This is a genomic window from Microbulbifer sp. CnH-101-G (assembly GCF_052466775.1).
In genome coordinates this window covers 2156498-2183109 of the sequence record NZ_CP174292.1, presented here as the reverse complement: position 1 = coordinate 2183109, position 26612 = coordinate 2156498, and the positions used below count along the sequence as shown (strand labels likewise).

22 protein-coding genes and 2 pseudogenes are annotated in these 26612 nt (G+C 44.7%); 9 read left to right on the top strand and 15 right to left on the bottom strand.

What is annotated here, in order from left to right:
* The first annotated feature begins 118 nt into the window (after nucleotides 1–118).
* The gene (locus ACJJID_RS09440; protein ID WP_444922506.1) at nucleotides 119–1084 is read left to right on the top strand and encodes a UDP-glucuronic acid decarboxylase family protein; all 966 of its coding nucleotides are present in this window, start codon (nucleotides 119–121) and stop codon (nucleotides 1082–1084) included.
* 130 nt (nucleotides 1085–1214) lie between these two features.
* On the opposite strand, the gene ACJJID_RS09435 is transcribed toward ACJJID_RS09440, so the two are convergent.
* Nucleotides 1215–1994, bottom strand: coding sequence for an amidohydrolase family protein (locus ACJJID_RS09435; RefSeq protein ID WP_444922505.1), 780 nt, complete (start codon nucleotides 1992–1994; stop codon nucleotides 1215–1217).
* A 148-nt stretch (nucleotides 1995–2142) separates the two neighbouring features.
* On the opposite strand from ACJJID_RS09435, the gene ACJJID_RS09430 reads away from it, so the two are divergent.
* Together ACJJID_RS09430 and ACJJID_RS09425 are read left to right on the top strand one after the other, a co-directional pair.
* Nucleotides 2143–3546 (top strand): MFS transporter, encoded by a 1404-nt coding sequence (locus tag ACJJID_RS09430; protein ID WP_444922504.1) that lies wholly within the window; start codon nucleotides 2143–2145, stop codon nucleotides 3544–3546.
* Between the two features lie 314 nt (nucleotides 3547–3860).
* Nucleotides 3861–4502: an MIP/aquaporin family protein gene (locus ACJJID_RS09425; RefSeq protein WP_444922503.1), complete on the top strand. Its 642-nt coding sequence runs from the start codon at nucleotides 3861–3863 to the stop codon at nucleotides 4500–4502.
* A gap of 66 nt (nucleotides 4503–4568) precedes the next feature.
* On the opposite strand, the gene ACJJID_RS09420 is transcribed toward ACJJID_RS09425, so the two are convergent.
* A complete protein-coding gene (locus tag ACJJID_RS09420) occupies nucleotides 4569–5057 on the bottom strand; it encodes an AAA family ATPase (protein ID WP_444922502.1) in 489 nt (162 codons plus the stop codon).
* 190 nt (nucleotides 5058–5247) lie between these two features.
* Nucleotides 5248–6105, bottom strand: coding sequence for a hypothetical protein (locus tag ACJJID_RS09415; protein ID WP_444922501.1), 858 nt, complete (start codon nucleotides 6103–6105; stop codon nucleotides 5248–5250).
* Nucleotides 6106–8260: 2155 nt separating this feature from the next.
* Here ACJJID_RS09415 and ACJJID_RS09410 point away from each other — a divergent pair.
* Together ACJJID_RS09410 and ACJJID_RS09405 are read left to right on the top strand one after the other, a co-directional pair.
* The gene (locus ACJJID_RS09410; RefSeq protein WP_444922500.1) at nucleotides 8261–9139 is read left to right on the top strand and encodes a putative selenate ABC transporter substrate-binding protein; all 879 of its coding nucleotides are present in this window, start codon (nucleotides 8261–8263) and stop codon (nucleotides 9137–9139) included.
* Between the two features lie 937 nt (nucleotides 9140–10076).
* Entirely contained in the window at nucleotides 10077–10742 is a 666-nt protein-coding gene (locus tag ACJJID_RS09405) for a methyltransferase family protein (protein WP_444922499.1), read from the top strand.
* A 215-nt stretch (nucleotides 10743–10957) separates the two neighbouring features.
* Here the strand turns inward: ACJJID_RS09405 and ACJJID_RS09400 are convergent, their stop codons facing one another.
* From ACJJID_RS09400 to ACJJID_RS09390, 3 genes are all read right to left on the bottom strand, one after another.
* Nucleotides 10958–11500, bottom strand: a complete 543-nt coding sequence (locus ACJJID_RS09400) for a GFA family protein (RefSeq protein WP_444922498.1) — start codon at nucleotides 11498–11500, stop codon at nucleotides 10958–10960.
* Nucleotides 11501–11607: 107 nt separating this feature from the next.
* A complete protein-coding gene (locus ACJJID_RS09395) occupies nucleotides 11608–12144 on the bottom strand; it encodes a hypothetical protein (protein ID WP_444922497.1) in 537 nt (178 codons plus the stop codon).
* A gap of 307 nt (nucleotides 12145–12451) precedes the next feature.
* Nucleotides 12452–12979: a hypothetical protein gene (locus ACJJID_RS09390; RefSeq protein ID WP_444922496.1), complete on the bottom strand. Its 528-nt coding sequence runs from the start codon at nucleotides 12977–12979 to the stop codon at nucleotides 12452–12454.
* 51 nt (nucleotides 12980–13030) lie between these two features.
* Between ACJJID_RS09390 and ACJJID_RS09385 the strand changes: the two genes are divergently transcribed.
* Together ACJJID_RS09385 and ACJJID_RS09380 are read left to right on the top strand one after the other, a co-directional pair.
* Entirely contained in the window at nucleotides 13031–13480 is a 450-nt protein-coding gene (locus ACJJID_RS09385; RefSeq protein WP_444922596.1) for a transposase, read from the top strand.
* Nucleotides 13381–13809 (top strand): annotated as a pseudogene (locus ACJJID_RS09380) (IS5 family transposase); the annotation flags it as partial. The gene ACJJID_RS09385 and the pseudogene ACJJID_RS09380, both read left to right, overlap by 100 nt.
* 668 nt (nucleotides 13810–14477) lie before the next feature.
* Here the strand turns inward: ACJJID_RS09380 and ACJJID_RS09375 are convergent.
* From ACJJID_RS09375 to putA, 9 genes and pseudogenes are all read right to left on the bottom strand, one after another.
* On the bottom strand, nucleotides 14478–14759 hold the full coding sequence (locus ACJJID_RS09375; RefSeq protein ID WP_444922495.1) for a hypothetical protein: 282 nt from the start codon (nucleotides 14757–14759) through the stop codon (nucleotides 14478–14480).
* A 496-nt stretch (nucleotides 14760–15255) separates the two neighbouring features.
* Entirely contained in the window at nucleotides 15256–15981 is a 726-nt protein-coding gene (locus ACJJID_RS09370; RefSeq protein WP_444922494.1) for an alpha/beta fold hydrolase, read from the bottom strand.
* Between the two features lie 166 nt (nucleotides 15982–16147).
* Nucleotides 16148–17692: pseudogene (locus tag ACJJID_RS09365) on the bottom strand (transposase).
* A 193-nt stretch (nucleotides 17693–17885) separates the two neighbouring features.
* Nucleotides 17886–18503: a LysE family translocator gene (locus ACJJID_RS09360; protein ID WP_444922493.1), complete on the bottom strand. Its 618-nt coding sequence runs from the start codon at nucleotides 18501–18503 to the stop codon at nucleotides 17886–17888.
* An 85-nt stretch (nucleotides 18504–18588) separates the two neighbouring features.
* Nucleotides 18589–19080, bottom strand: a complete 492-nt coding sequence (locus ACJJID_RS09355; protein ID WP_444922492.1) for a zinc-ribbon domain-containing protein — start codon at nucleotides 19078–19080, stop codon at nucleotides 18589–18591.
* 36 nt (nucleotides 19081–19116) lie between these two features.
* On the bottom strand, nucleotides 19117–19500 hold the full coding sequence (locus tag ACJJID_RS09350; RefSeq protein WP_444922491.1) for a hypothetical protein: 384 nt from the start codon (nucleotides 19498–19500) through the stop codon (nucleotides 19117–19119).
* A 118-nt stretch (nucleotides 19501–19618) separates the two neighbouring features.
* Complete coding sequence (locus ACJJID_RS09345) at nucleotides 19619–19897, bottom strand: hypothetical protein (protein WP_444922490.1); 279 nt, start codon at nucleotides 19895–19897, stop codon at nucleotides 19619–19621.
* 78 nt (nucleotides 19898–19975) lie between these two features.
* Entirely contained in the window at nucleotides 19976–20830 is an 855-nt protein-coding gene (locus ACJJID_RS09340) for a DUF2971 domain-containing protein (RefSeq protein WP_444922489.1), read from the bottom strand.
* 388 nt (nucleotides 20831–21218) lie between these two features.
* Nucleotides 21219–24365: a bifunctional proline dehydrogenase/L-glutamate gamma-semialdehyde dehydrogenase PutA gene (gene putA / locus ACJJID_RS09335; protein ID WP_444922488.1), complete on the bottom strand. Its 3147-nt coding sequence runs from the start codon at nucleotides 24363–24365 to the stop codon at nucleotides 21219–21221.
* Between the two features lie 141 nt (nucleotides 24366–24506).
* On the opposite strand from putA, the gene ACJJID_RS09330 reads away from it, so the two are divergent.
* Nucleotides 24507–25016: an Lrp/AsnC ligand binding domain-containing protein gene (locus ACJJID_RS09330; RefSeq protein WP_152453935.1), complete on the top strand. Its 510-nt coding sequence runs from the start codon at nucleotides 24507–24509 to the stop codon at nucleotides 25014–25016.
* A 305-nt stretch (nucleotides 25017–25321) separates the two neighbouring features.
* A complete protein-coding gene (locus tag ACJJID_RS09325; RefSeq protein ID WP_444922487.1) occupies nucleotides 25322–26476 on the top strand; it encodes an acyl-CoA dehydrogenase family protein in 1155 nt (384 codons plus the stop codon).
* Nucleotides 26477–26612 lie beyond the last annotated feature (136 nt).

The following is a 26612-nucleotide window of genomic DNA, read 5'->3' as shown; positions in this document are numbered from 1 at the left end:
TTATAACTGTAAAATCTTAAGATAAATTTCAAAGAGTGATACTTGGAGGATTTAATGGGGTGGATGTGCTATTCACTTCTATGATTAATGGAATAGATATTATAAGTGTGGAATTGCAATGTCGCGAATATTGGTTGCAGGTGGCGCCGGTTTCTTGGGCGCTCATTTATGTGAAAAATTATTAGAAGGGGGGCATGATGTTTTCTGTGCTGACAACTTGCAAACAGGGGTAAAGTGCAATATTAAACATCTATTACCGCAACCATATTTTAATTTCATTCAACATGATATAACAAGCGCATTAGATGTTGATGTTGATGAGATTTATAATCTCGCTTGCCCGGCATCACCTGTTCATTACCAAGTTGACCCAGTACAGACGCTAAAGATTAATATCAATGGCGCTATCAATATGCTTGATCTATCCAAAAGAAATAACGCCAAAATACTTCAGGCTTCTTCGAGCGAAGTTTATGGAGACCCTGAAGTGCATCCTCAGTCTGAGCAGTACTGTGGTAAGGTAGACCCGGTTTGCATGCGTTCATGTTACATTGAAGGGAAGCGGTGCGTTGAAACATTGTTTTTCAGTTATTTCCGGCAGTATGGATTGAAAATTAAAGTTGGTAGAATTTTTAATACATACGGACCAAGAATGCACCCAGATGATGGGCGAGTAATTAGTAATTTTATCGTTCAGGCACTTAAGGGTGATGATATAACCATATATGGTACGGGCCAACAAACACGGAGCTTTTGCTATGTTGATGACTTAGTTGAAGGGTTAATTCGCTTGATGAGGACGCCGGTAAACATAACGGGCCCAATTAATCTGGGCAACCCATATGAGATTACTATTAGTCAGCTGGCTCAGCATATACTTTCATTAACAGGATCATCTTCAAGATTGGTCTACTTACCGTTACCTAGAGATGATCCTCGTCAGCGTAAACCAGTTATTGATCGGGCAAGATCTTTGCTTAATTGGGAGCCCAAAGTGAATCTAGATGATGGACTTAAGAAAACTATCATTTACTTTGAAAAGCTTCTTTGTAAAGGCGGAGGTTCCGGGGTATTGAATAATTAGCTTCAAAGCTCAGAGGAGTTGATTTAAAAAATGATCGTGGCTATCTGCTAAAGTGTAATCTTCATGATTGTTTCACTCAAAATATATCTACTTCTGAATCATTTGATTTTGAGATGTAGATCAATATGTATTACCTTCCTGTTGGTTCATTTTGATGGAAATAAAATGCTTTAGCATTTTCACAAAGAACCATGTTGGCCCCTGCTTCATCCAGTGTATTTTTGATCAATGTTACATCCTCATCTCTAAAAGGACGCGGTGCTCTAGTGGAAGGTAAATCAGAGCCAAACATCAGGGAACTAGGGTTTGCCTTGTAAAAATCAGCAATGGCGATAGCCGGATCGAAATCAAGTCGTCCAAAGCCAGTAGCTTTAACCTTTACCCCTTTCTCTGCGAGTGACAGTAACAATCTAAGGCCACTTTTACTCAGTCCAAGGTGATCAATCGAGACGCGGGGGAGGGCAAGTAGGGTGGGTGCGAGAGGTTCAAGCTCAGTTGAATCAACATAAAGCTCGACATGCCAACCGGCTAATTCATAGATTCTTTGAGCAAAATTCTTGATTTTTGCTACATCCTCAGAGCCACCACGCTTTAGGTTGAATCTTACGGCCCGGACACCACAGGTGTTTAATGACAGGATAGTCTCGTCATCGGTGTCGGCTAGTATCTGTATCACTCCGACGAAATTTTTGCCAAGCTTAGCCAGTGCATCTCTAAGGTAGGTAGTATCTTGTTTCTGGAAGGATCCGGAAATAACGGCGCCACCGGCTAAGTCATAACTTTTAAGTCGGGATAAATAGTCGCTAGTAGTGAAAAACTCAGGAGTGAATCCATTATTTGGGTAAAGCGGAAATCCAGGGCTAATGATATGGAAGTGACTATCAAAAATCTTAACTTTAGCTATTGACATAATATTTTACACACAGGAAGTAGAGAAAAATTTGTCGCTTAGATTTTTGCAAAAAAATCAGTGCTAAATATTGAAGTAGACCAAACTTTAAACATTTTAGGTCCCATTAAATATTTAAGCTATAGAATTAAGCCTCAGGAAGAATACAATGACGGAAACGAGGACTCCCCTGACAAAAAACCAGTTTCTTGGCTTGTTAGCACTTAGTCTGGCGGTATTCCTTATTGCGAATGATTTCACCGCCTTCTCTGTAGCGATACCAGCTATGGAAAAAGAGTTTAACTCTGATATCACAACAGCCCAATGGGTTATAAATGGCTATACCCTGGTTTTTGGTGTTCTTATTATCTCTGGTGGGCGCCTGGCAGATATGTTTGGGCGACGTCGTATTTTCTTTATAGGCACTGCAATATTTGTGTTCTTCTCTTTGCTTGGTGGCCTAGCTGTAGATATGTGGATGCTGTTGATATCAAGGGCATTAATGGGAATTGGTGGCGCCCTGATGTGGCCAGCCATCCTCGGGATGATTTATGGACTAATGCCTGAGGATCGCTCTGGATTGGCGGGCGGTTTAATTATGACAGTCTGTGGTGCATCAAATGCCATAGGGCCAATGCTAGGGGGAGTGTTGACCGACTTAGCTAGCTGGCGCTGGATCTTTTTTATCAATATCCCCATCGCAGCTTTGGCTTGTTTGGTCTGCTGGAAAGTAATCGCCGATGACAGTCCAGAAAAAGTTGATGAAAAAATAGATTACGCTGGCGTAACGACACTATCTGTATCCTTATTTGGTCTGCTTGTTGCCTTGGATTTGGCGGTAGATCTTGGCTTTAAGAGCCCCTGGATTGTCACATTATTCGCAGTATTTTTGGTGTTCTTGGGGCTTTTTATTATTGTGGAGCGCAATGCGGGTAAGAACGCCCTAATCCCAGAAGATGTAGCCACAAATAACAAATTCTTTGCGGCGGGTATGGCAACCTTACTGCTCTCTGTGGTTTTCTTTGCTGCCCTACTGTATATCCCCCAGTTTCTCACCAAGGTTAGGGGTTACTCGGCCGCGTTTTCCGGTATAGGCCTGTTACCAATGATGGCTGTATTTGGCATTGTTTCCTATATCTCGGGTAGTCTATATGAGAAGTTGGGAGCTAAGGTAATCGTTTCAGCCGGTACCATATGCATGTGCGCCGGTATGTTTATGCTCTCACACCTGACTACAAATACCACCTATCCGGTGCTTATACCTGGCTTAATGATTCTGGGGGCGGGGGTCGGACTTTTTTATTCAACCATAACCACTGCGGCAATAACGGTTGTAGATCCCTCCAGAGCAAGCCTGGCCGGGGCAATACTTTATATGTATCAAATAGCAGGTGGTGCCATAGGACTGGGTATGAATACAACCATCGTTGCTATGGCTCCGGATCTGCCTTCCGGCATAGATAGGGCCTTTACTGTGAATGCCTACCTGGCTTTGGCGGGATTAGTAGTATGTATATTATTTGTGACAGGTAAAGATGTGAAGGTCGATTATGAGGAGGAGGGCATTCTATAAATGAGCTTTGGAAGTAACTCTAAGCATTACTCTTTCTCACCTTGACGAATGCCAGGCAAAGCAGATGGAAAGTGGTTTTAGATGAAGTAATTCGAAATCTGAAATTAATAAGGTGTTTAGAGAAAAGTTGTTGGTGTTATTATGTCTAGACTTTTCTAATTTTTAGATTGTAGTTCGAATTTTTTTAGTGAAATACACACATTTTTTGTGGTCTACAATCAGTTGAATATATACATGCCTTTTCAAAAAAGTGATGACGCTTATGCTATTTCTTAATTTTTTGAGAGTGACATTTCAGCGTTTAGGGTAAATCAATGAACTACTCCTTCATCCAAAAACTTTCAGCAGAACTCATCGGTACCTTCATTCTAGCGACAGCGGTATTGACCTCTTTAACACCAAGTAATCCTTTTCCTATAGCGACGCCGATTGCCGCTGGACTGGCGTTGGGACTCTGTGTCTATATCATAGGGGGGATTTCTGGTTGCCATGTCAACCCTGCCATCTCTTTTTCCATGCTTATCTCTAAGAAGTTAAGCTTTAAGGATTTTATCGGCTACGTAATCGTTCAGGTCTGTGGGGGAATTCTGGCGCTACTAATGGTGACCATTTATGTTCCTTTAGGGCAAGAGGGATGGTTGGTATCCCATAAGGCATCAATATTTAGTGGTATAGGGGAGGGGCTGGGAACGGCATTTTTCAGCTTTGGCGTTATGGCTACAGCCCATAACAAGGATATTGGAAAAGCCACTTCGGGGATTGTTGTCGGCAGCTCATTGTTATTGGGGTTGATTGTATCCCATAATGCTTCATACGGCATTTTAAACCCTGCCGTGGCTTTGGCCACAAAAGCATGGAGTTGGGATTATTTATTAATGCCTTTTGTGGGTGCTAGTGTGGGGGCTTTGGTTAGCTATCTACTATTCAGACCTCGCGGTCACCTACAGGAAAGTTAAGATCGTTAAGCACAGTTATTCCATGCAAGAAAGAATCTAATAATTGGGAGTAGGTTCGTTCTTACTTTATATGCTCTCTTGATTCTCTGCGTAAATTGTTTTTTTCCTTTGAAAGACATTGTAAAAATTTAGATGGGCTTGGTAAGAAAAAGTATCACTCCTGTTTTGATATTCCTTGATCCAGTTAACGAGCATATTAAGATTGGAATCCTGAGCTTCTTTGGATTCATACTTATGTGGTTCCCAAGGCCTACTCCTGGCATTTTCAATACATTGGTCAACACTAAGATCCATAAATATAATTTCGGTCGCCTGATCACTAAGAAGCTCTAGCAAATCGGTATAACAGCCCTCAATTACCCAGCTTTTATGTATTTTAAGAAAAGCCTCAATCTTAACTCTTGACTTTTCCAGAGGCATTCTTTCTGGAGTTGAGGTTGGCAACCATGCCAAGGTGTCTAAATCTAGGTGAGCTAGCCCTCCTTTCTTTGAAAGTTTCTTTGCTAGAGTCGATTTGCCTGAGCCTGAATTTCCAAAAATTAATATCTTATCCAACTAAGTAACCTTTTATAAATTATAAGGAATGGGAATGTAGGGTGTATTGATTAACATTATTAGTGTAGTAGCGGCAGTAACAGTAGGCTCGCAAGCCCGCAAGCTTAGAAAGCCCAATTGTAGTTTTATGCTGTTTTTGTACTGAAATTAACCTGCTCACATATAATGTGAAATAAGTTATAGATCAAAATTAGCCTACAATACCTTTAGCCATATCTAAGTGTTGATGCTGTGGATTGTATCTTATTCCATTGTTAGGTGAAAAACCATAGTGTTCAGCTAAGGCGGTTACCAGTACATAGGTATAAAAATCACCGATGGAAGTATCCCCATTAAATTTGCCCGCTGCCTTTAAGATTTCTTGCTTGTTTTCAGCGAGTTGCCTCCCTGTTTTTTGGAAATTTCTAATATCTCTGACATCACTATACATCCAGGCAACAATGATTGAGTTGCCCACACTCGTTGGTACAAATAGGCCTACTATATTTGAGGCGACAGCCAAAAAATCACGCCGGATCATTTTGTAATACTCGCTCCAAGAGGCATCAACTGAAGCTAGATTTTTTCTCATGCCTATGAGTGCAAGATAAGTTGCAATAACGCCATTAATTTTCGACGTAATATCCTGCATAGATGAGACTAAACATATATTTGAAACCTCAAGATTTTCTTCTCTATCTTTTATAAGGGCGTTGTTCTTTGAGATTTTTTTGTTTATATCATTTGTTAGATGAGTTGTAGAGCAGCGCCTTTGATAGTCGACTGCAGCCAACCTAAAATTGGTTCGTATTTGGTCTAGTCGTTCGATTTCACTGGCTGGCACTTTCGATGTTAAGTATTCTCTAAGGAAGGAGTGGATAGCTAAGATACAGCTAACTTCACTATTCAGATTGCTCCAGTAAACCTGCCCCTTGGCGGAACGATCACGACCCGCAGCATAATTGTTGGCAACATCTTTTCTAATGATTTTATCCCAGGCATCATAGCCGGTAGAGCAAAATTTAATCATCTCTTGTATTTTTATATCATTAAAAATATCTGCACCCATGTTAAATCCTTTCATGAAGTGGGGTAGTTAAAGTATTGAGTGAATGTTACTTAAATGTGAAATCTGCTACAGAAGGTGGGGTTATGATTCTGATGCCAAGAGTAAGACAATGCTTAGGATCACATTAATGATGTGAATAAAGGTCATACCGGGTTCCCTGTAATTCAGTCCCACCAATAAACGCTAGTAACATTAACATATTTTCCCCAAACCTAAATTACTTGTTGGCACACTAGAACCGTACGGTGTAAATATTGTATCTCTTAACCTGAGAGAGGAGAATCTGGGCAGCCCTAAGTAAAATATATGCCCTTTAGGGGGGGGGGGAGATGGTACTTATGTGCTGGATTAGGGGTGGTTTGTTTTTTATACGGTCGTACCAAAAATGGTAGCTTTTGTCACAGAGTATAGGATTAAGAACACACTGTGTTACAGCCTCAATGTGAATATGTCTCTGCATGAAGGAAACCGGTCATCCTAGGGGCGTGGCTAACAGAGGAAGCTCACCTCAACTACAAGGTTGGTCTGATGTATCTAGTAGATTGTCTATGAATTTTGAATCCAATCAATAGATGCTTAACCATCTTAAAAGGTTCTATTGCAGGTTACTTAGTAGACATCAGTCTTCATGGAAGCAGAGGCTTCCTTTTTCCAAGCAACTATTTAGACGTCCGAAATACTCGTTGAGCCACTTGAATCATCTTTCTGTCGAAAGCAAATATAAATATCAGAGATTTCACGACGTTCTTCTGATCCACTATCCCATAACAAAGGGTTGGAGTGTGTAGCTGTCTGTCATGGCCACAAGCTTCACAATAGTGGGGGCCTCACATTCTGGAATCAAGATCTGAGATGCGCGTCACATAATTGCCTGTTGAACATACAGGTGCCCTTTGAGGGGGCCAGCAGGCACCCAATATCACAGCCTTCCGTAGAGATCAGACCAAGAGTGAAGGGTTAAGTAGCCATGCCCAGAGGTGTCTTCTTATCTGGGGGGATGATTTTGAGCTGAGAACTTTACCTGATCACCATATTTCCTATTCAGACTTAGAGTGGTTATCGGAAGAGGGGTACACATAGAAAGTATTTCATAAAGTAGAATGAACGGGTGATTGGAAATTTATCAGGGGTGTACTGGCTTGAGAAGTAGACTAATAAATGCGGCACCAACACTCAGGGAGTTTGCAAATAGTATCCAGAGAAACGCCTTACTTTTGAATCTAAACTCTGGTAAAAACCACCTTTTATAAACGCCCCCCTCTAGTAGGCCATTCACCAAGCACCCCATAAAGAAGTTTGCTATCCATGTGACAGGATTAAAAGTACCTAGCCAAATGCCCAATACATCACTGAACCAGGGAATAACTCCCAGGCAATACCTGCTAAGGGAATCAAGATTATACCAGCTATAGAAGATAGGGCGTTGGCCAATACAACAGCAATTATAGATTTTCTCACTGATAGTAAAAACAGCCATTTGATGATAATAAACTCGATGATTAGCCCAATTCCTATCGCCCACCTAGAAATAAGCCTTGTTTCTAGGTACAAAGCAGGCCACACAACATTTGCAAAAGCGGTCACAGGCAAGAAACCCGCTCCAACAATTAGAGGTCTATACACGGTAACCCTTAATACGAAGTCAATAAATGGAATTGATAAATCCAAATTATTAAGAAAATTTTTTAGGCTTTGATATTACATCAATCTTGTTGCCCTTGATAGTCGAAACCAGTGACTGCCTGTAATCTGTGAGAGATTCTGATGCATGGAGTTAACATGATTTGGGTTGAATAATTAGAAGGCCTTTCTCTCATGTAAGGCTTCTCTAAATATGAGGCTTTGCTCCAAATGGTGTTTAAAATTCTGAAAAGTAAAAAAGGGTAGGGTGATGAGTTGGTTGATCTTGTTAGATCATTTAACCTGTCGCTTTGAAGTTTTAAAAAGGTGATTTGTCTCGATTTTAACTACACAAAAAGACCAAATATTATTTCGATGGATATAATTAATTCTTGTGCCAGCTGCCCCCAGAAGCTAACGTTTGCTGGAGGTGTTTTTAATCAGGTATTATGTTTTTTGCACTTCCGGGTAACTTTATATATGCCCAGAATTTGTCTATAAATATCAGATCCCAGCTCCGCATAGGAGGAAGCAAGTGCTAAAGCGTTCATTCATATTAGTATTGTGTTTGTCCATGTTCGTCGGGGTATCAATCATATTGGCCCTAGAAAAATCAAAGCCTTTTGTTTTCACCGCCATCCCTGATCAGGATACCACCCGTTTACAAAAACGTTTTGATAAGTTCGCGGCATATCTATCGGATACGCTTGGTGTCGAGGTCAAATACCTACCAGTAAAATCTTATAGTGATGCAGTCACCGCATTTGAAAAAAATGAAGTGCAACTGGCTTGGTTTGGTGGCCTTTCAGGGGTGCAGGCAAGGCTTGCAGAGCCTGGCGCACAGGCCATTGCCCAAGGTGAAGAAGATGCGGATTTTTCAACTTATTTCATTGCCAGCACTACTACCGGGTTAACACTATCACAAGAATTTCCAAAGGATATTGAAGGCATGACATTTACTTTTGGATCTAAAGATTCCACTTCAGGACGTCTAATGCCAGAATTCTTTATTCGCTCAGCCTTTGGCAGGTCTCCTGGAGAAGTTTTCCGGCGGGTTGGCTTTAGTGGCGATCACTCCTCAACCTTAGATCTTGTGCAATCAAGTAAATATCAGGTGGGCGCAGTGAACTATAAAGTATGGGAGAGCGAAAAGAAGGCCGGTAAGGTAGATGAGAGCAAAGTGCAGATCATTTGGAAAACCCCGGGCTACCCAAATTATAATTGGACGATTCGTGGAGATGTTGATGAGACCTGGGGCGAAGGATTCCAAGATAAGGTGCAGCAAGCGCTTTTGAACATGCACGACCCAAAGCTTCTTGCCTCATTCCCTCGTAAGCGTTTCATTAAGGCAGACAACGCTATGTATCAGCCGATTTTGGATACGGCTCGTGAGATTGGTCTTTTGAAAAATTAGAAAAATATAATCTTTAATTTGCGACCTGCTGTTATTTTAAAAATATATTTTAAATCCATCGATAACCACCCTAAATGGATGTAGCTAGCTTTGTCTTTTGTTTAGGTTTTAACATTAATTTCTCAGTGTTCATCTTACTAGTGGCTGATCAATTAGCGCCTCTTCATAATTTGTGACAGATAACATGTGAGCATCAAGATGCAAAAAATTTAGCCTATCAACCTGGTTCAAGTAATAATATTGATACTTATCATCTATATAATTTTTGTGGTTTCTAATACAACTTGTCCAAACGTCTACTGTACGATCTGCTCCTTCTGTCATCAGGCGAATTACTTCCGATTACCTGTCGATACTTATTACTAACATGTAAGTATATCTATATCTATAGAACCTTTAGCTATATACCCGAAAAAGGTTGGCGCCTCAACTACCGTGAACATGGAAGTTCAGTGAATTCAGTAAGTGAGGTACATCATGGGTAAGAAGAAAGCTGCAAAGACTCCAGCCAAAAAAGCCAAGCTTGCTCCAAATCAGCCAGTCAATGGCGGTAATTGGTCTGATAAGAAGCATGGCAAACCTTCAGATAGCAACCGAGGTGCAGCGCCTCAGAGGCCAGGGGCTTAATCTAAAAATTCTACCGAAAGCATATTCGGCTGGGTTTTTTGTACGTTTGAAAGCTCCAGCCGATAATCTGAGGTCTATTCTTCTCTTTTATCTCTTGCATTCAACCTATTGAAAATAGTATGAGCCGATGATTCAAAACCTTGCGCTTCAGTATTGGAGGTCCTTGTCTTTTTTCATCATTCATAACATTCACTACCTTCCAATATAAACTGGAAAGAGCTTAGGTTTTATGCTGATTTATCACACAGTTTTCTAGTATGGCTCTGGCATACCGATTTTTTAATAGGTTAATAGTCCACAAGGTAGGACTTTGATTCGTGCTATCGTATTTACCATTATCGAAGCACTCCTCTTCGGAGTGTGTCTATTCGGGGCAGCTGGAAAATTCTTATGGCCCATGGCGTGGGCTGTTCTGGGAATTTACTTTCTGCTCAAGGTAGTAGGCTTGGCATTTCTCGATCCTAATCTTATCAGAGAACGAGTGGCTCCCGGTTCGGGTATCGATCGAATCGATGTAGTACTGGCAAGCCTTGGTTGCCTAGCCTTGTACCCAGCTACGTTCATCGTAGCTGGCCTCGATGCAGTTCGCTTCGGGCCCGCAGTACCCATATCGCAACCGGTTCAGATCTTTGCGTTTTTCATTTATACATTGGGTTATGGTTTCGCCTATTGGGCTATTCACTCTAATCCATTTTTCTCTTCTGTTGTTCGTATTCAGGAGGATCGTGGTCATTCTGTAATTTCTTCAGGCCCTTATGCCCTGATTCGACATCCTGGCTACGCTGGTGTACTGGTTGCCCACCTGTTCCTTCCACTCGCACTTGATTCTGTTTGGGCCTTGGTGCCAACGGCATTAGGCGTACTGATTTTTGTTGCGCGAACAGTACGGGAAGATCAAACACTGCAAGAGCATCTCGTAGGTTATCGAGAATACCAGGGCCGGATTCGTTGGCGCCTGTTACCGTACATTTGGTAGTTTGATAGGATCTTTTTAGCTATGATAATTGGGGTTTTCGGTATTTACGTCTAGTATGCTCAGAATATGTGGGATGGAGCTACACAACCGGGCCTCTTAAAGAAGGATGGAACCACAGATAGTAAAGTTTTTCTCATAGCTTCATACTTGTCTCGGTCAATTTTTTGGTTTTTCCTGGGTTATTGATAGTTTAAATTTTGATTTTATCATCGACTTTAGTCATCAATTTCTCCCGTTACGAAATCAAGTTTAGGGCTTCTAAAGCGCATAGATATCCATGCACTAAATAATTTAGTATAGAATGAGACATTGTGTGTTTTCAGGTTTGGAATATCATTTGTTAGCACAACACCTTCGCGGCGACTATGTGTCATGGTGCGGACCTCACTTGTTGGCTTCGCTTTTTCAGGCCATAAAAGAGCGTAAATGTTCAACCAATGCCCACCTTTAAATTCTAAAAACATTGGTGTGTTACAGCAGCTCGCTATTACTCTTTGAGTTTTTGAGCTCTTTGTTAAATAGTAAGACTTTATATTTTCAAGACTGCCGTGAAATGCAATTTTATCTTTCCTATATAAAACAAACTTTGTTGCACCATTTTTATCAAGAATATTAGGGGCACCTTCTCGCTTTTGAAGAAATTCACCGCCGTTCTGGCAATCTGTGCACAAGCACTCCGCACAGATGATTGAATTGCCTGCTGTTGTCATTGATACAGAGCCACATTGACACTTTAACTCTCTACTTATCTCTACCATATTGTTGTACTCTCTTAAAATTCGCCAAATGCCTACTGCACGGGCCAGAGGGGAAAAGCATCGAAAGTCCAGGAAATTTAAAGCATTTGCGATTGTGCCGGCACTCCTCATAAGCTGGTTGATTCATGAACCTTGCCATCTAATGTAACAGCGTAATCAAGACTTTTACCGCTAACCTGAATATCTAATGTTTTTCCACTATATGTAATACTTTGATTTTCAATTTTACTAGCCGAAATTATATACACCCAGCTATCAGCTAGCTCAGTACATCTAATGGGCATAAACATAATACTATTAATTTCAACGATTTCTGAGTTTTCAATGCTAATGTGACGTATTACTAGTTCAACTGCCTGATCTATACCTAAAGGAATGGTGTCACCAGGTTTCCAGTTTTTAATATCAGCGTATTCTTTATATTCCAGATAAATTGCACGCTTAACCCCTTCGTTGTCAGTCGAAGATATTACGTGCCTCTTATTGCAACTTTCTGCATCAACTCCAAGAGGGGTTAATAATAGAATGGCAAATAGCCTAATCATGATGTTTTTAAGATGCAGTGGTAACCGGCTACCAGCGGCGAAAGTTGTGCTTAGGCGGTTCGGCGTCGAAGGCGCGAAGTTCACCATCTTGTTATTCATTTTCTTGCTCCAAAATCAGATAACTTGCCTTGGACTCACTGAATCCCAGCTTCTTGTAGAACTCGGTCGCGTCGACCGTTGTCAATATAAACCGTTTAATTCGCCTCAACTGATTCGATTCGATGATGGCTTTCATAACTTTTGTTTCAGTATCGCAATCCTTTTTGACGAATTGATAATTTTTTCACCTTGGGCAACTAACCTTCCTAACAGGGTCAGCCTGATCGTTTAGCGCGTGAAGCACGATAAGTAGGCTATCCAGACTCGTCCCGAGGGGACTGGGTGAGCCTACTTAGCCTCGTTAAATTTAATGTACGCGCTCCTTATTGAGGCCTTTTACAATATATGATTTACTAAACTCATATTGCCATTTATTAACTGTGTTTTCGTCAAGCGTAGCTGTCTTTTCAGCGTATGACAGCCGATGAAGGCCATCCATACCCATATAAATTCTTGTTATTTCAGACTGCATTTTATGGCCCATACAGTCTGGGAAGGAAGCTTGATATGTGATTGTATATTCTTCTTTGCTCAATATTTCGAATTCGGTTCCAGGGCATTGCTCCTGTCTCTTTTGTTGGAAGGCGTGTACATATTCACTCAGGGTGCGTTTTTCACCTTCAAGGAACTCGATTGAAACTAACTTAGACCAATCATTTATTGATCCACCCTTAGGAATAAACTCCCTTATGTAGCCATTTCCTGTGCCGAAATCCTTTTGGAAACCAACCTCCCAACTATCTGGGTCTATTTCTGTATGGAGTCCCTCGAGAGGAATACTGGCACACGCAGTAATAAATAGTGCTGAAAGAGTAAAAACTAGAAGCTGTTTCATAACTTGAAATCGGTTATTCTCACGCAATTACTTAAAAAAAGTCCAGCAATAGTGAGCCGATTCCAGTCAGAGTTAACCAATGATCAATGGAAATTGATCGAACCTTGTCTTCCTGAGTTAAAACGAGGAAAGGGAGGCCCAAAACCCATTGATAATCGAGCTTGTTTTGAAGGCATCCTGTGGGTTTTGCGTTCTGGAGCTCGATGGAAAGATCTTCCTTCACACTATCCATCACCGAGTACATGCTGGAGAAGGCTTCAGTTTTGGGAAGAGCAAGGAGCTTGGCTACATGCATGGAGAAGATTCCTGGAGCTATTGGATCAACAGTCTTTGCTTAACTGGGAGGAAGTCTTTTCTGATGGTAGCTTTGCACCAGCAAAAAAGGGGGCTTCGAAGTCGGGAAAACCAAGCGGGGCAAGGGTTCAAAGTGGATGGTGGTGGTCGATGGCGAAGGTATTCCACTGGGAGGCACCATTACTTCGGCCTCACCAGCAGAAGTAAAGTTATTACATCCATTGCTTGATGTTACGTATAAAAATACAAAGATTCATCGCTTAGTTTATGATAAAGCGGCGGACTCTGATCCTCTTAGAGATAGTCTGTTGAGTCGTGGAATCGACCTTATCTGTCCACACAGGATAAATAGGAAAAAAGCCTCAAGGCAGGATGGTAGAAAGCTCAGAAGGTATACTCGCCGTTGGAAAGTTGAGCGGACTTTTGCGTGGTTGGGAAATTACCGCCGTTTGGTTGTTAGATGGGAGCGATATTTGTCCACTTATCGTGCTTTTTTCTATATTGCATGCATGTTAATTACGTTAAAGAAGTTATGAAACAGCTTCTAAGTATTTCAAAGTAATCTCCCGATTTTAAATGTAATGTCTTTAATGATCCGCGCTGCGGTTTGACGTCGGGTGTATTTTATTGTTAGAGCGTCCTTGAGAAAAAATAATTAAAAATATCGTTATTACGACTATGAGTGGCCCTAATCCGAATATCAATTTAGTTCTAAAATGTTCGGAGTGACCCATAGACCCTGTGGGTGGTGAGAGTTCATAAGGAGAAGAAACTAGAACAGATATAGCTACACCGATTAGTATGCCAAGCCAGATGTGAATTGGAATTGTACTTAACGATAAGCTACGATATGAAAAAACCAGTCGCCACAATGAATATAAAGCATACCCTGGAAGCAATAGAAGGCTGGATATATGTAGTAATGCAGGTGTTAGAACACCTTTATTTCCTTGAAAGAAACCTAAAATAGAAATTGCCATACCCGTCAAATACATCAATGTAGTTGGGATCATCAAAATAAGAACCTCAATAACTACCAAAATCAAACATAGAGTACGAACAAATCCACACATATCTTAAGTCTAACGTTTGCTCATTCGCCGCCGGAATTGAGCCGCTTTGTCCTAGCGTAGCGCATAGCATAAAGCGTGCGGAGTGTAGGCGGTCGGATACGGCAACTTGTTTTAAATTTCTGTGATGCTAACTAAAAAATTGAAGTAATAGCCTCAATCACACCTGTAACCGCACTAATCAAACCTTCTACGAAGGTTTCCAAAACACCTGTTAAAATTTCAGCGATGCCAACGCCAGGCTCAGCAATAAGGGCTGGTAATACAAGACCAGCTAATGAGGATACAGCAATAGCTGAAGAGGCTAATTCAACCCCATAGATTAGGCTGTAACAAATAACGCCAACTATAGATAATGAGCAAATAGATTGAATAAACTGTACAGATTTCGATTTTTCTTTTGATTCATTACTCATTACTTAATCCTATTTGTAAAAGTAGCCAACCAGAGCGGCCGAAGCAGAGCGTAGGCCGTCCATCCCAGCCAATGGCTGGGCGATCCTGCCTGCCCTAGTTATAGCTGGCGCGCACTGAACGACCTACTTGCTCTCTGCCAGCCAACTTTGGCTGGCCACTGCCCGATAAATTTACAGGGGAAAATACCATACTTTCCCCAGAAATTAACTATCTGACTGGCACTCCACGATGGCGCAGCTGGCTTGCAGGGCTTGCTGACTTAAAACGAAGGCACTTGAACGAAACTGCGGTACCAGCTGGTTGAAAAAATTCTTTGGAGAAGTGTGCTCAGGTGGGGATTGTGGCTTGCAGCAACTACAAAATATCTAAAAAATGACCGCCACAATAAACGCCACGCTCAGCTGCGGCTAACTTTGGGCGCTTTATGCGCAAAAATAGGAGCGAAGCGGCCGCGCATAAAGTACGCAAAGTTAGACGTCGGCCTGCAACGCATTGTTAGCACGGGGCGCCCCGTTGGGCACCGATCTCTTTAAATATGCTGAAGAATTCCGAAAGCTCTCCGTCTTCAGCTAGCCCGGCATGGCTGGCTTGAGAAGAAATACGAAATTCCGATTTAGGTAATTTTTCTGCCAAGTCACGAATGCTCTCAATAGGAGCATTTTCATCTTCTTCACCGTGGTGGATATACACGATTGGTGAGCTCTGAAAATCGATAGACTCCCATGAACCAAGCAAAACTTTAAAATCTGACCACGCGCCATGGGCTAAATCTTGCGAAAGCCCCAATGAGGTTAGGTACTCCATTATGGAGCTATAGCTGTTACTTCTATACAACTTCAAAAGCTGTAACGTAGGTGGTGATTTTACTTTTTCTACAAAAATATCTGGAGTACCCATAGATGCTAAAAGATAGCAAGAGGAAACGACATTGGAATTTGTAGTAGAAAAATGAATTGCGAATGGACCACCTCCGCTCCCACCAATAACATGACACCTATTGATGTCTTGACTGTTTAAATACGATGCGGTTCTTTCTGAACATTGAGCGAAAGAAGGGTAAAGGTCCAAATCATCGTACCATGGACGGGTGGGGCAAATTAGGCGGACACCGAATCTACTCGCGAGGTCAGAAAACTCCTGGCCAGAATCACCTTTTTGTGGTGTTCCCATAAAGAATACGACTGGCACACCCTCGGGATCACCGAATTCATGGACTTTCACATTTCCTCCTTGAGAGTGCTAACGAGGCTGTAGAAAAACACTTTTAGAAAAAGTCGTCTCTCCTCAGATCCCTCCAATTAAAATTTAGACCTAAATTTAGCTATATCACCAAATTTCTTTCATTGTATTAAATTTAGGCGTCTTGATGCCCTTAATTTATACTCAATCAGTGGATGCTGCCATATCTCATCAACTTTTCAATGTTATGTACCAAGCAGAACATCTGCCATTGTCCCTGAACCTTACTTTTTCCTCGTAGCGAGAAGCGATTCAATCGTTTGTTGGTACCAATGTTCCCAAACACTGGCTCGACAACAGACATTCGATGCCCATAAATGGTCTTGCCCTCATTACTATCAACCCGCTTTTTCATCCAGTCGGTGGCTGTCCGTCCGTTTGTCCAAGTAAGGGATACTTGCCTTCCATGTCCTTTTCGAGAGTCTGCAGAATCTGGGTTTCGCATACATTGATTTTTAAGACTGCATTCCCTGCAGTCAGTGAGGCGCCCTTCGAATGATAGCTTTTTCTTACCTTCACTAACATGATCTTCTTTTAACAAGAGCATGGATTTTCCTGCCGGACAGATGCAGGTTTTCTTTTTCTTGTTGAATGTAAATTCACTAGCAGAGAAAGTCTGCTCAGCACTAGCTCTACCTTTTTGATTACGCTTGCCATATTTGACTTTTTGCTTAACAAAAGCTTTATCACGTGAACGGAATTTATTGTCAGGTATGTAGGCATTAATGCCTTTTTCTCGCAGGTAGCTGTAATTAGCATCGTTGGAGAATCCAGTATCAGCAGTAATGATAACCTGCTTGATCAAGATGTCTTCTTCTATTCCTATATTCTTATAATGGCAACTGATGCCATTGAGAATAGGCTTCAGTGTATGATGTTCTTACCCCTCACCAAAGGTCTGTGCTTCAACAACTATCTGATGTTTCCTATCAACTGCGGCAACACCGTTATAGCCCTGGATGGTTCCTTTGCTGGTAGTCATTTTGGCTGATTCATTATCCGTGATATTACTTTTTACCTCTTTAGGGTTTTTTCCTTGCCCCATCCTGGAGGAGTGATTCTTTAAGAACTGATCAATTTTATCAAAGTGTTTCTGCAGAGTATCAGCCGCTTTAGCTACCGCTTGCTTTCGCTCTTTTTCTTTAGGTTTCCTGCCATCAAGCCTCTTGTACTCTTTGAGGCAATGTTTGATCTTCTTGCGAATTTTTTCCTGCTTCTGCTCTAGCTCTTTAAAAGTCCCTGAATGTTCTTTGCTGGCATTGGATGGCATCTTGCATCCATTTATTGCAAATAGTTCGTTGCCAAGCAGCCCCTGCTGATCGCAGATCAGTAGCACTTGCTCAAATACTGACTCAATCGCATCAGGATGACTACTTACGAAACTCGCAATACTAGTAAAATGCGGAACGGTATCGCATGAAAGAGCTTTGAAGAGGATATTGTTCTCACATTGCCATTGAATTTCACGACTTGAAGTAATGCCTTTTGAGTAAGCAAACAATATGATTTTCAATAGGATAGCTAGATCATAGGCGGTATCATTTTGATATTTTTTATGGAACGCAGAGAGGTCGATATGGTCATCAATCAAATGATGAAGTGTAAACTCAAAGGTTTCAGGCTGTAGTTGTTCTTCGAAATTGATGACGACCATCGCATCTTGGTTGTAATCGTAACGTTTGAAATTGGGCATATGGATAATCTCTACATCAAGACCTCCATTTTAACAAAAAAGTTAACTTTTAAGAGTTTTTCTACAGCCTGAACGCCCTGTTAAGGTGTGAGCAACGCAATACAAAAGCCGCCGCATACTACCTCAATCCCTTAAACCAAGGTATGGTGAAAATATCACGCGTTGCGAATCACTCTTGAGCAGTTTGTTAGTTTTATTGCTGGCGACTCAATAATAGGCTTGCTCCAGACATAGCCAAAAAAGTTGCGCAACCTCTATTGAAGCGCTTTGCCATCTCCGGCTTCGTGAACCACTGCCTTAAATAGAGTCCAAATATGGCATAAATCGATATTGCACCCATTTCTAAAATTAGGAATGTAGCCCCCAAAGCGAAGAGCTGCTCCTTTATGCTAGCCGAAACATCGACGAATTGTGGCAGAAAAGCAGTAAAGATTAAGATAGCCTTTGGATTGCCAGCGGCTAACAAAAATTCTTGTTTGGCTAAACCTAGTCGGTTGCGTGTGTTTTCTAATTCAGAGACAGGACTTGCTTCCGAACACCAAAGATTATAGGCAATCCACAACAAGTAAGCTGCGCCCACAATTTTAATCGTTAGAAATAGAGTCTCAGAAGCATAGAGTATGACAGCTAAACCTGAAGTAGCCAAAGCAATCATTACAGCGAATGCAGCAATACGACCAAGACCAGCAATGAAAGCGGATTTAAAACCGTAACAACGAGCATTGTTCATGGACAATAGATTGTTTGGACCAGGAGTCATATTGAGCGCAAAACACGCAGGTATAAAGAACAACAACTTCCAGATTTCCACAATATTTCCTCCATAAAACTAACACCGCTGGCACAGGCGCGCGAAGCGCGTCCAGGCCACGAAGTGGCCGGTGTGCCCAGCCTTGTTAACTAATCCTGTCAATTTTACTTTTGTCTTTGATTATTCCAAGCTGAAGCAGTTCTAGGGCAATATTCTTTAATTTATTGCTTTCCTCGCTAGTGTGCTTCCCCTTAGATACCAGTTCGCAGTAAGAAGTTTGAAGCCTTTTTATTTCTTGGTCTTTCTTTCTGCAATCTATGCACCTTGTACAATGTGCATCAACGTAAAAGTGTAATTCCTCAAACCAATATTTTTGTTCTTTCGCAAAGAAGATAAACGGCCTTTTACAGACCTCGCATTGCTCCTCAATATCTACATACATCTTACGTGGATATATAGCGTAATCTTGTTTATCAATATTTGCGAGAATAGCCGTTTCAGGAAAAAACTTTACGTTCCCATATCGCCAATGAGACCTTTCGATCTCTTCGGACGAAAAGCTATTTTCGGATGGTATGGGACTTTTTCCATATCTTGGATGATCTACGTAGTTCCTTGTGTTTGAGTTGTTACTCATATCTCTGCTCAGTTAACGCCTCAAACAAAGGCGCATTTATGCGTCCTTTTGCTTTGACTTGTTAGTGTACCAGCGCTGGACTTGAAAAATTGCCAAGCTTGCGACAATTGCGCTGAAAACCACTGCTGCTGGATCAAAGGAAAAGATATACAGAAAGAGCGAGAGAGAAGAAACCCCACATACTAACGAAAAAACCGTATATCCTTTGCCGATCTTGCTATGACTCTTTGAGTAGGTAAACCGGACTAAGGCAGCGAAGCCAATCAAGCCCAGATACGCACAAACTGCAATTAGTAGTACAGAAGTGTCCTTTTGATCAAAAGCCATCAAGTGAAGCGTTGAAAGTGCTATTCCCTGGAAAAGTAGAGTGCAAATGGGGATAGCCAGTAACCCAACCAATACTTTAGAGATAATTGTCACCTTGGTCACCATTTCACACTAACGCCGCTAGCAAGGGCAGCCGAAGCAACGCGTAGGCTGTCCAGCCCAGCTCCGAAGGGGTTGGGCGAGCTTGTCTAGCCTGGTTATGTGTTGATGCTCAAAATACACGAGTACCCTCGGGTATGCGATTTTTAATGTTATTTTCTTCTTCTGTTAAGCAGTGGCACGTATCGCCACCAATACCATAACGCCCGCTTGGGGTATAACGAAAATCAGGGAACTCTTTTTCGAGGCAGATATTCTCGCACTTAATCCGACCTTTGCTTACGTCAGAGAATATAAGAAATAAACCAATGGCAATTATAGGAAGAAATACCCACTTGAAGATCTTTAACTCGAATGATGTTGGCTCCTTGTCTGGTAGACGTTCGTACAATTCTAATTTCCTATAGACACATAACGCCCAAAGCACGGGTGCGCAGCATCCCGTGCCTTTGCTTGTTCAGCTTGGCCTCTAGCTCGTAAATTCTTCATACCTAAAAATATTATTTTTAACTGGGTCGTATGCTAACAACACGCAATTAATTTTAATCCCCATTTTTCTTAGGAGCTTAACAAAACTATCTATTTCTTTTTGAGGGGTTTTCATACCAAAAACCACCTCTACAATCTCAGTTTCACAAGCTTCCCAGGCTATCTTATTTCCCGCATATTCCTTATTGGTAACCAGGCGCCACTCCCTCTCGTAAGCCCAATCTTGTATTTTTGTATGTAGAAAAGCCCTCGCTGTTTCATCTGTCACGAGACCACCCGGCTCATGAAACATCTTCTGGAGGTGTATGGCTGGATTTTTGTATTGCACTGGTAGAGCTTTTTCACTTCCACCTTCTATCTGAAGCCCATCTCTTTTATAGCCCACACATATCCCCGAGTGAGATTTAGCGTAGTGGGACCACATTAAAAATGAATTCCATTCACTGCTAAAACAAAGCACACCGAACGCTTCTGCCACTGAACTAAAGACATCTCTTAACTTGCCGAGAAATGCACTACCGTCTCCTTTCTCCTGAAAGTCTCTTGTCATTCCATCGATATCATCTTCGCGAAAGACTCCTCTTTTACTAGCGCTAAATGCTCGAAGGAAATGCGTGTACTCGTCAGCTGACATCGAATCACTGTCTATATAAGCCCAGCAATCAAAAGGATCATTGAACTTCTTCGGATCTGACACATAAAACGACCTCGCCTCCAGCGTATCAATATAAGCCTTCTCTAAAGGCATATATTGATAAAGGATTGGCACTTCTTCTAATCCAGGCAAACCTTGGCCGTAGTGCCACCCATATTTTTCTATGTCTTTCTTATTCAATCCTTCTACCTTGAAAATTCGCTACGAAGCAATTTGAAACTGAACAGCGTATTCAAAAGCAGCTGCATTATATCCCCATTCATATATCCCAACACCATAAGCCACAGGCCTGGCGAAAAAAACCAGAAAATTCAGTCTTTTAGACATAATTAGTACAAACGTCAGAATGTGGATATGAGAAGCTGCTTTTGATCTTGGAGAAATCGAGCAAAAAGTGCCGTAGCTGTGCTATTTTCAAGCACTTTTACCATTTAAAAAGTTACATTTTTGGATTTGGTTAAATAGAGTGGAGCTGTGAGCGCTGGGGCGCTGGGGAAGGGAGCGGTAGGTGGTTGTGATTTTAAAGAAAAAAAGAGCGGGCAAAGCCCGCTCTTTCTGGTTTTAAGGTCTACTGCACCAAACTAAACAGTTGCGTATTACCACCAGTGGCAACGGTATTAATGGTTTTGGTTTTTTCTGTGGCAAAGCGGAACAGGTAGTGGGGCCCGCCGGCTTTGAAGCCGGTGCCGGAGAGGCCTTGGCCGCCGAAGGGGTTTACACCTACTACTGCGCCGACCATATCGCGGTTTACGTAGCAGTTGCCTACGTTCACACGCTTGAATACTGCGTCGGCGCGGCCTTCGATGCGGGAGTGCAGGCCGAAGGTGAGGCCGTAGCCGGTGGCGTTGATGCGGCGGATCACGTCTTCCAGTTCTTCGGCTTTAAAGCGCACTACGTGCAGGAAGGGGCCGAAGACTTCGCGCTTAAGCAGGGAGAAATCTTCAATTTCTACCACTTGCGGGCCGAAGAAGGTGCCTGTGTTGGGTTTCTTGTTTTCATCGAAGGCGAATAGCGGCTTGGCTTCTTTGGCCATACGCTCGCGATGAGTTTCCAGCGTGCCCAGGGCTTTTTCGTCGATCACGGGGCCGATATCGGTTTCCAGTTTACTGGGGTCGCCGAGGGTGAGTTCCTCGCATGCGCCTTTGAGCATATTGAGCAGGTTATCTGCAATCACGTCCTGCACACACAAAATACGCAGGGCGGAGCAGCGTTGGCCGGCACTCAGGAAGGCGGATTGAATCACATCATCGACTACCTGCTCGGGCAGGGCAGTGGAGTCCACGACCATCACGTTCTGGCCGCCGGTTTCGGCGATCAGCGGTACGATCGGGCCCTCTTTGGCCGCCAGCTGTTGGTTGATCAGGCGCGCGGTTTCGGTGGAGCCGGTAAAGGCTACGCCGCCCAAACGCGGATCTTCGATCAGCAGTTTACCTACGGCGGCGCCGGTGCCGGTAATCAGGTGCAGTACCTTGGGGGGAACGCCGGCGTCGAGCATGATACGCACGGCGTGGGCGGCGATGATCGGGGTTTGCTCGGCGGGCTTGGCCAGTACCGCGTTACCGGCGGCAAGGGCGGCGACCACTTGGCCGGTAAAGATGGCCAGGGGGAAGTTCCAGGGGCTAATGGCTACAAATACACCGCGGCCGCCCAGGAACAGTTGGTTTTTTTCGCCGGTGGGGCCGGGCAGCTCGGTGGGCTCACTGAAGTGCTGGCGCGCGGCATTGGCGTAGTAGCGGCAGAAGTCTACGGCTTCGCGCACTTCACTGATGCCGTCGTTTAAAGTGCGGCCCGCTTCCAGGCAAATAATGGCTGCCAGTTCGTTGATTTTCTTTTCATAGAAGTCGGCAATGCGATCGAGAATCGCCGCGCGGCTGTTGCCACCCTGGCGGTCCCAGTCGATCTGCGCTTCGGTGGCGGAGGCGTAGGCTCGCTCAATCAAGTGTTTGTCGGTATTGGCGGTGTGGCCGATCACCTCGCCGCTGGCCGGGTTGTAGACCGGCTCCTCCGCCTTGCCCATGACACCGTCGACAATAGGGCCGCCGAGGAAGTGTTTGCCCTGTTGTTTTTGTAGCTCTTCCAATAAGGGTTCTACAGCCAGTGGATCGGTCAGTTCGATGCCGTGTGAATTTTTCCGTGGCAGGGCCTCTGCGCCCATATAAATATTCTCCGGTACAGGAATTTGCGGGTGGCGGAGGGGGTTGCAGGCTTCACTTAAATCGAGGGTATCCTGCACCAGTGCTTCGATGGGTGTGTTCTCATCCATAAAGCGGTTGACGAAAGAGCTGTTGGCGCCGTTTTCCAACAGGCGACGCACCAGATAGGGCAGCAGGTCGCGGTGGGCGCCCACGGGGGCGTAAACCCGCACGGGCACGCGCTTGCCGTGCACGGCTTCGATCTGTGCATAGAGCAGGTGACCCATGCCGTGCAGGCGTTGGAATTCAAAATTGGTGCGCTCGCCGGCCATCTCCAAAATCAGGCCCACGGTATAGGCGTTGTGGGTGGCGAACTGCGGGTAGATCGCTTCTTCCGCGTCCAGCAGTTTTTTGGCACACACCTGGTAGGAAAGGTCGGTGTGGCATTTGCGGGTGTACACCGGGTAATCGCTCAGGCCCATTTGCTGGGCGTGCTTGATTTCGCTATCCCAATAGGCGCCTTTAACCAGGCGCACCATGAGTTTGCGGCCGGTGTCGCGCCCCAGCGCAATCAGCCAGTCGGCCACATGGGGTGCGCGCTTCTGGTAGGCCTGTAAAACAAAGCCGAGGCCCTGCCAGTCTTTCAGTTCCGGGTCGCGGGCCAGGGCTTCAAAAATATCCAGGGAAATGTCCAGGCGCTCGGCTTCTTCCGCGTCGATATTTAGGCCCATATCGTATTTGGCGGCGGCCTCACACAGGCGTTTTACCTGGGGCAGCAGTTCGCCCATGACGCGCTCGCGCTGCAGTACGCTGTAGCGGGGGTGCAGGGCGGAGAGCTTGATAGAGATACCGTTGGCCTCGACAACATCGCGCTTGCTGTTGTCTTTGCCGATGGCTTCGATGGCCATCATATAAGCGTCGTAATAGCGCTGGGCGTCGGCCATGGTGCGCGCACCTTCGCCGAGCATATCGAAGGAGAAGCGGGTGCCGGGCAGGTTTTCCTTGGGGCCGCGCTTCAGGGCTTCTTCAATAGTGCGGCCCAATACATATTGGCCGCCCATAATTTTCATGGCCTGCATCATGGAGGTGCGCACCATGGGCTCGCCGATGCGGCTGATCAGGCGCTTCATCCAGTGAGAGGGACGCTCGGTGATATCCGGGTCCAGCTCGACCACGCTGCCGGTGAGCATCAGCCCCCAGGTGGAGGCGTTTACAAAGAGGGAATCCGACTGGCCACGATGGCTGGACCAGTTGCCGGAATGCACTTTCTCGGCAATCAGTTTGTCGGCAGTATCAGCATCGGGAACCCTGAGGAGGGATTCCGCCAAGCACATCAGTGCCACGCCTTCTTTATTGGAAAGGCCGAACTGCTGCAGGAAGGCATCGAGCGTACCGCGCTTGCTGCGCTGCTGGCGCGAGTGGCGCACCAGCTCGCGCGAGGTGTTCAGAATTTTCTTGCGCAGGGCGTCACTGGGGCGGGGGGCGGCCAGGAGCTCGCTAACACATTGGTTTTCGTCGGCGTGCAAATACTCGTGAGCCCGCTCTCGGGCATTCTGGAGATCTCCGGCGAAGTTTGTCGACATATCGTCTCCCAAGCTCTATATCTAGGGTCAGAATAAAAGACCGGATTATGTGCGAAAGTGCTTAGAATTAATCGCCATTTTGGCGACGGTTGTGGTTAAATATCACGCCTAAATGCGTGATTGCCAGTAGGGTATTTTGTAATGTCTCGACAGTTGGAAGATCTGGATCGTATCGATCGCCAAATACTGCGGATTCTTCAACGGCATGGCCGCCTGCCAAACGTGGAGTTGGCGCGCCGTGTGAACCTCAGTCCCACTCCTTGCCTGGAGCGTGTGAAGCGCCTCGAACGGGAAGGTTTTATTCGCGATTATGTGGCGCTGCTGGACCCGCTCAAAGTCCATGCCGGTTTGGTGGTTTATATTCAGGTGACTCTGAACAACACCGCTACCGAGGCCCTGGAGGCCTTTAACCAGCATGTGGCAGGCCTTGAGGAAGTGCAGGAATGTCATATGGTGGCCGGCGGCTTTGACTATCTTGTGAAGATTCGCATTAAGGATATGCTGGGTTACCGCCGTTTTCTCGGTGAGAAGCTGGCTTCGGTACCGGGTGTGCGTGAGACCCATACCTATGTGGTGATGGAGGAAGTAAAAACCGATACCGCCGTTGCGGTGCCCGACCCAGAGCCCAAAAGCAAAACAACCAGGCGCTAGGCCTGGCGTTTGAGCGGTCAGGGATGGCCGAAACGCTCGCCACTTGGCAGATAAAAAACAGATAAGGTTGCCGAGCCGGTGGAAGAATGACCACTTATTATGTGTCCTACCGGTACAAGTCCGATCTGGACTACACACCTAATTACTTCCCAGCACCGTAAACCTTCCTATTGATTGCAGATTTCCCTGGGGAAAATGGCGAATTGGCAATCATTGTCGGCCAGGATTTTATTATCCTCGTCATAATGTATGCGCGGCGCCTGTGCCGCCCGATCCAACCGCGATAACTATAAAGTAGGTACTGTATGGATTTCTCATTGAGCGAAGAGCAGCAGATGATTCAGGATGCTGCGCGACAGTTTGCCGAGAGTGAATTGAAGCCCATCGCCGCAGAGCTCGATAAAACCGGCAACCGCGAGTTACTACTGAGCCAATTAAAAGCCCTGGCTGAACTGGGCTTTATGGGGATCAATATCGATCCCAACTACGGCGGAACCGGTGCCGGCACCGTAGCTTTCAGCCTGGCCATTACCGAACTTGCGCGCGGTTGCGGTTCCACGGCCACGACTACTTCAGTCACCAATATGGTGGCCGAAGTCATCCAGGCGGTTGGCAATGAAGAGCAGCGGCAAAAGTATCTGCCCAAGATCTGCAGCGGTGAATATGCCGCGGGTTCTTTCTGCCTGACAGAGCCGGGTTCTGGTTCCGATGCTGCAGCCATGCGCACCCGCGCTGTTAAGGATGGTGACGATTACGTGCTTAACGGCAGCAAACTGTTTATCAGCAGTGCTGAATTTGCCGGCATTTTTGTCGTTTGGGCGGTGACGGATTCCGAGGCGGCCAAAGGCAAGGGTATTAGCTGCTTCCTGGTGGAGGCCGGTACACCGGGCCTGATTATTGGCAAGGCTGAGGAGAAGATGGGGCAAAAAGCCTCCGTAACCAACGAAGTCTCCTTCGATAACTGTCGAATCCCGGCCGCCAATCTGTTGGGTGAAGAGAATCGTGGCTTCCGCATTGCCGCCGGCGAGCTGGCGGGCGGGCGCATTGGTATCGGCTCACTGGCGTTGGGCATCGGTCTGGAGGCTCTGGATTGCGCTCGCAGTTATATGCACGAGCGCGAGCAATTTGGCAAGAAGCTGGCCCAGTTCCAAGGTTTGCAGTGGCAGTTGGCCGATAAATATACCGAGTTGGAAGGCGCGCGTTTGCTGCTGTTACAAGCTGCTTGGCAGAAAGATGCCGGCCAGGCTTTTGGCCCGGCGGCCTCAATGGGCAAACTGTTTGCCAGCGAAAAAGCCAATGAGGCCTGCTACTTGGCGCTGCAGATTCACGGCGGAGTAGGCTACACCCGTGAGTACCCGCTGGAGCGAATGAGCCGTGATGTGCGTATCACTACTATTTACGAGGGCACCAGTGAAATACAGCGCCTGATTATCGCCCGTCACCTGCTGGATGTACGTTGATGGCATTTGGCTATTGGTGGCTTGCAGCAGAAGGCCTTGTTGATAGTCGCCGATTCATCCCGGGTTTCTAAAATCCCATCCGCTATTGTCCGATCATTGTCCTAATCAGGTTGTGCTAGCCAGCTCCGCTTTTCTT

What these genes read in the sequence shown, in the direction of transcription:
- ACJJID_RS09440 (WP_444922506.1), top strand. Translation starts at nt 119, where the DNA reads ATGTCGCGAATATTGGTTGCAGGTGGCGCCGGTTTCTTGGGCGCTCAT.
- ACJJID_RS09435 (WP_444922505.1), bottom strand. Translation starts at nt 1,994, where the DNA reads ATGTCAATAGCTAAAGTTAAGATTTTTGATAGTCACTTCCATATCATT.
- ACJJID_RS09430 (WP_444922504.1), top strand. Translation starts at nt 2,143, where the DNA reads ATGACGGAAACGAGGACTCCCCTGACAAAAAACCAGTTTCTTGGCTTG.
- ACJJID_RS09425 (WP_444922503.1), top strand. Translation starts at nt 3,861, where the DNA reads ATGAACTACTCCTTCATCCAAAAACTTTCAGCAGAACTCATCGGTACC.
- ACJJID_RS09415 (WP_444922501.1), bottom strand. Translation starts at nt 6,105, where the DNA reads ATGGGTGCAGATATTTTTAATGATATAAAAATACAAGAGATGATTAAA.
- ACJJID_RS09400 (WP_444922498.1), bottom strand. Translation starts at nt 11,500, where the DNA reads ATGGTAGAGATAAGTAGAGAGTTAAAGTGTCAATGTGGCTCTGTATCA.
- ACJJID_RS09395 (WP_444922497.1), bottom strand. Translation starts at nt 12,144, where the DNA reads ATGAATAACAAGATGGTGAACTTCGCGCCTTCGACGCCGAACCGCCTA.
- ACJJID_RS09390 (WP_444922496.1), bottom strand. Translation starts at nt 12,979, where the DNA reads ATGAAACAGCTTCTAGTTTTTACTCTTTCAGCACTATTTATTACTGCG.
- ACJJID_RS09375 (WP_444922495.1), bottom strand. Translation starts at nt 14,759, where the DNA reads ATGAGTAATGAATCAAAAGAAAAATCGAAATCTGTACAGTTTATTCAA.
- ACJJID_RS09355 (WP_444922492.1), bottom strand. Translation starts at nt 19,080, where the DNA reads ATGAGTAACAACTCAAACACAAGGAACTACGTAGATCATCCAAGATAT.
- putA (WP_444922488.1), bottom strand. Translation starts at nt 24,365, where the DNA reads ATGTCGACAAACTTCGCCGGAGATCTCCAGAATGCCCGAGAGCGGGCT.
- ACJJID_RS09330 (WP_152453935.1), top strand. Translation starts at nt 24,507, where the DNA reads ATGTCTCGACAGTTGGAAGATCTGGATCGTATCGATCGCCAAATACTG.
- ACJJID_RS09325 (WP_444922487.1), top strand. Translation starts at nt 25,322, where the DNA reads ATGGATTTCTCATTGAGCGAAGAGCAGCAGATGATTCAGGATGCTGCG.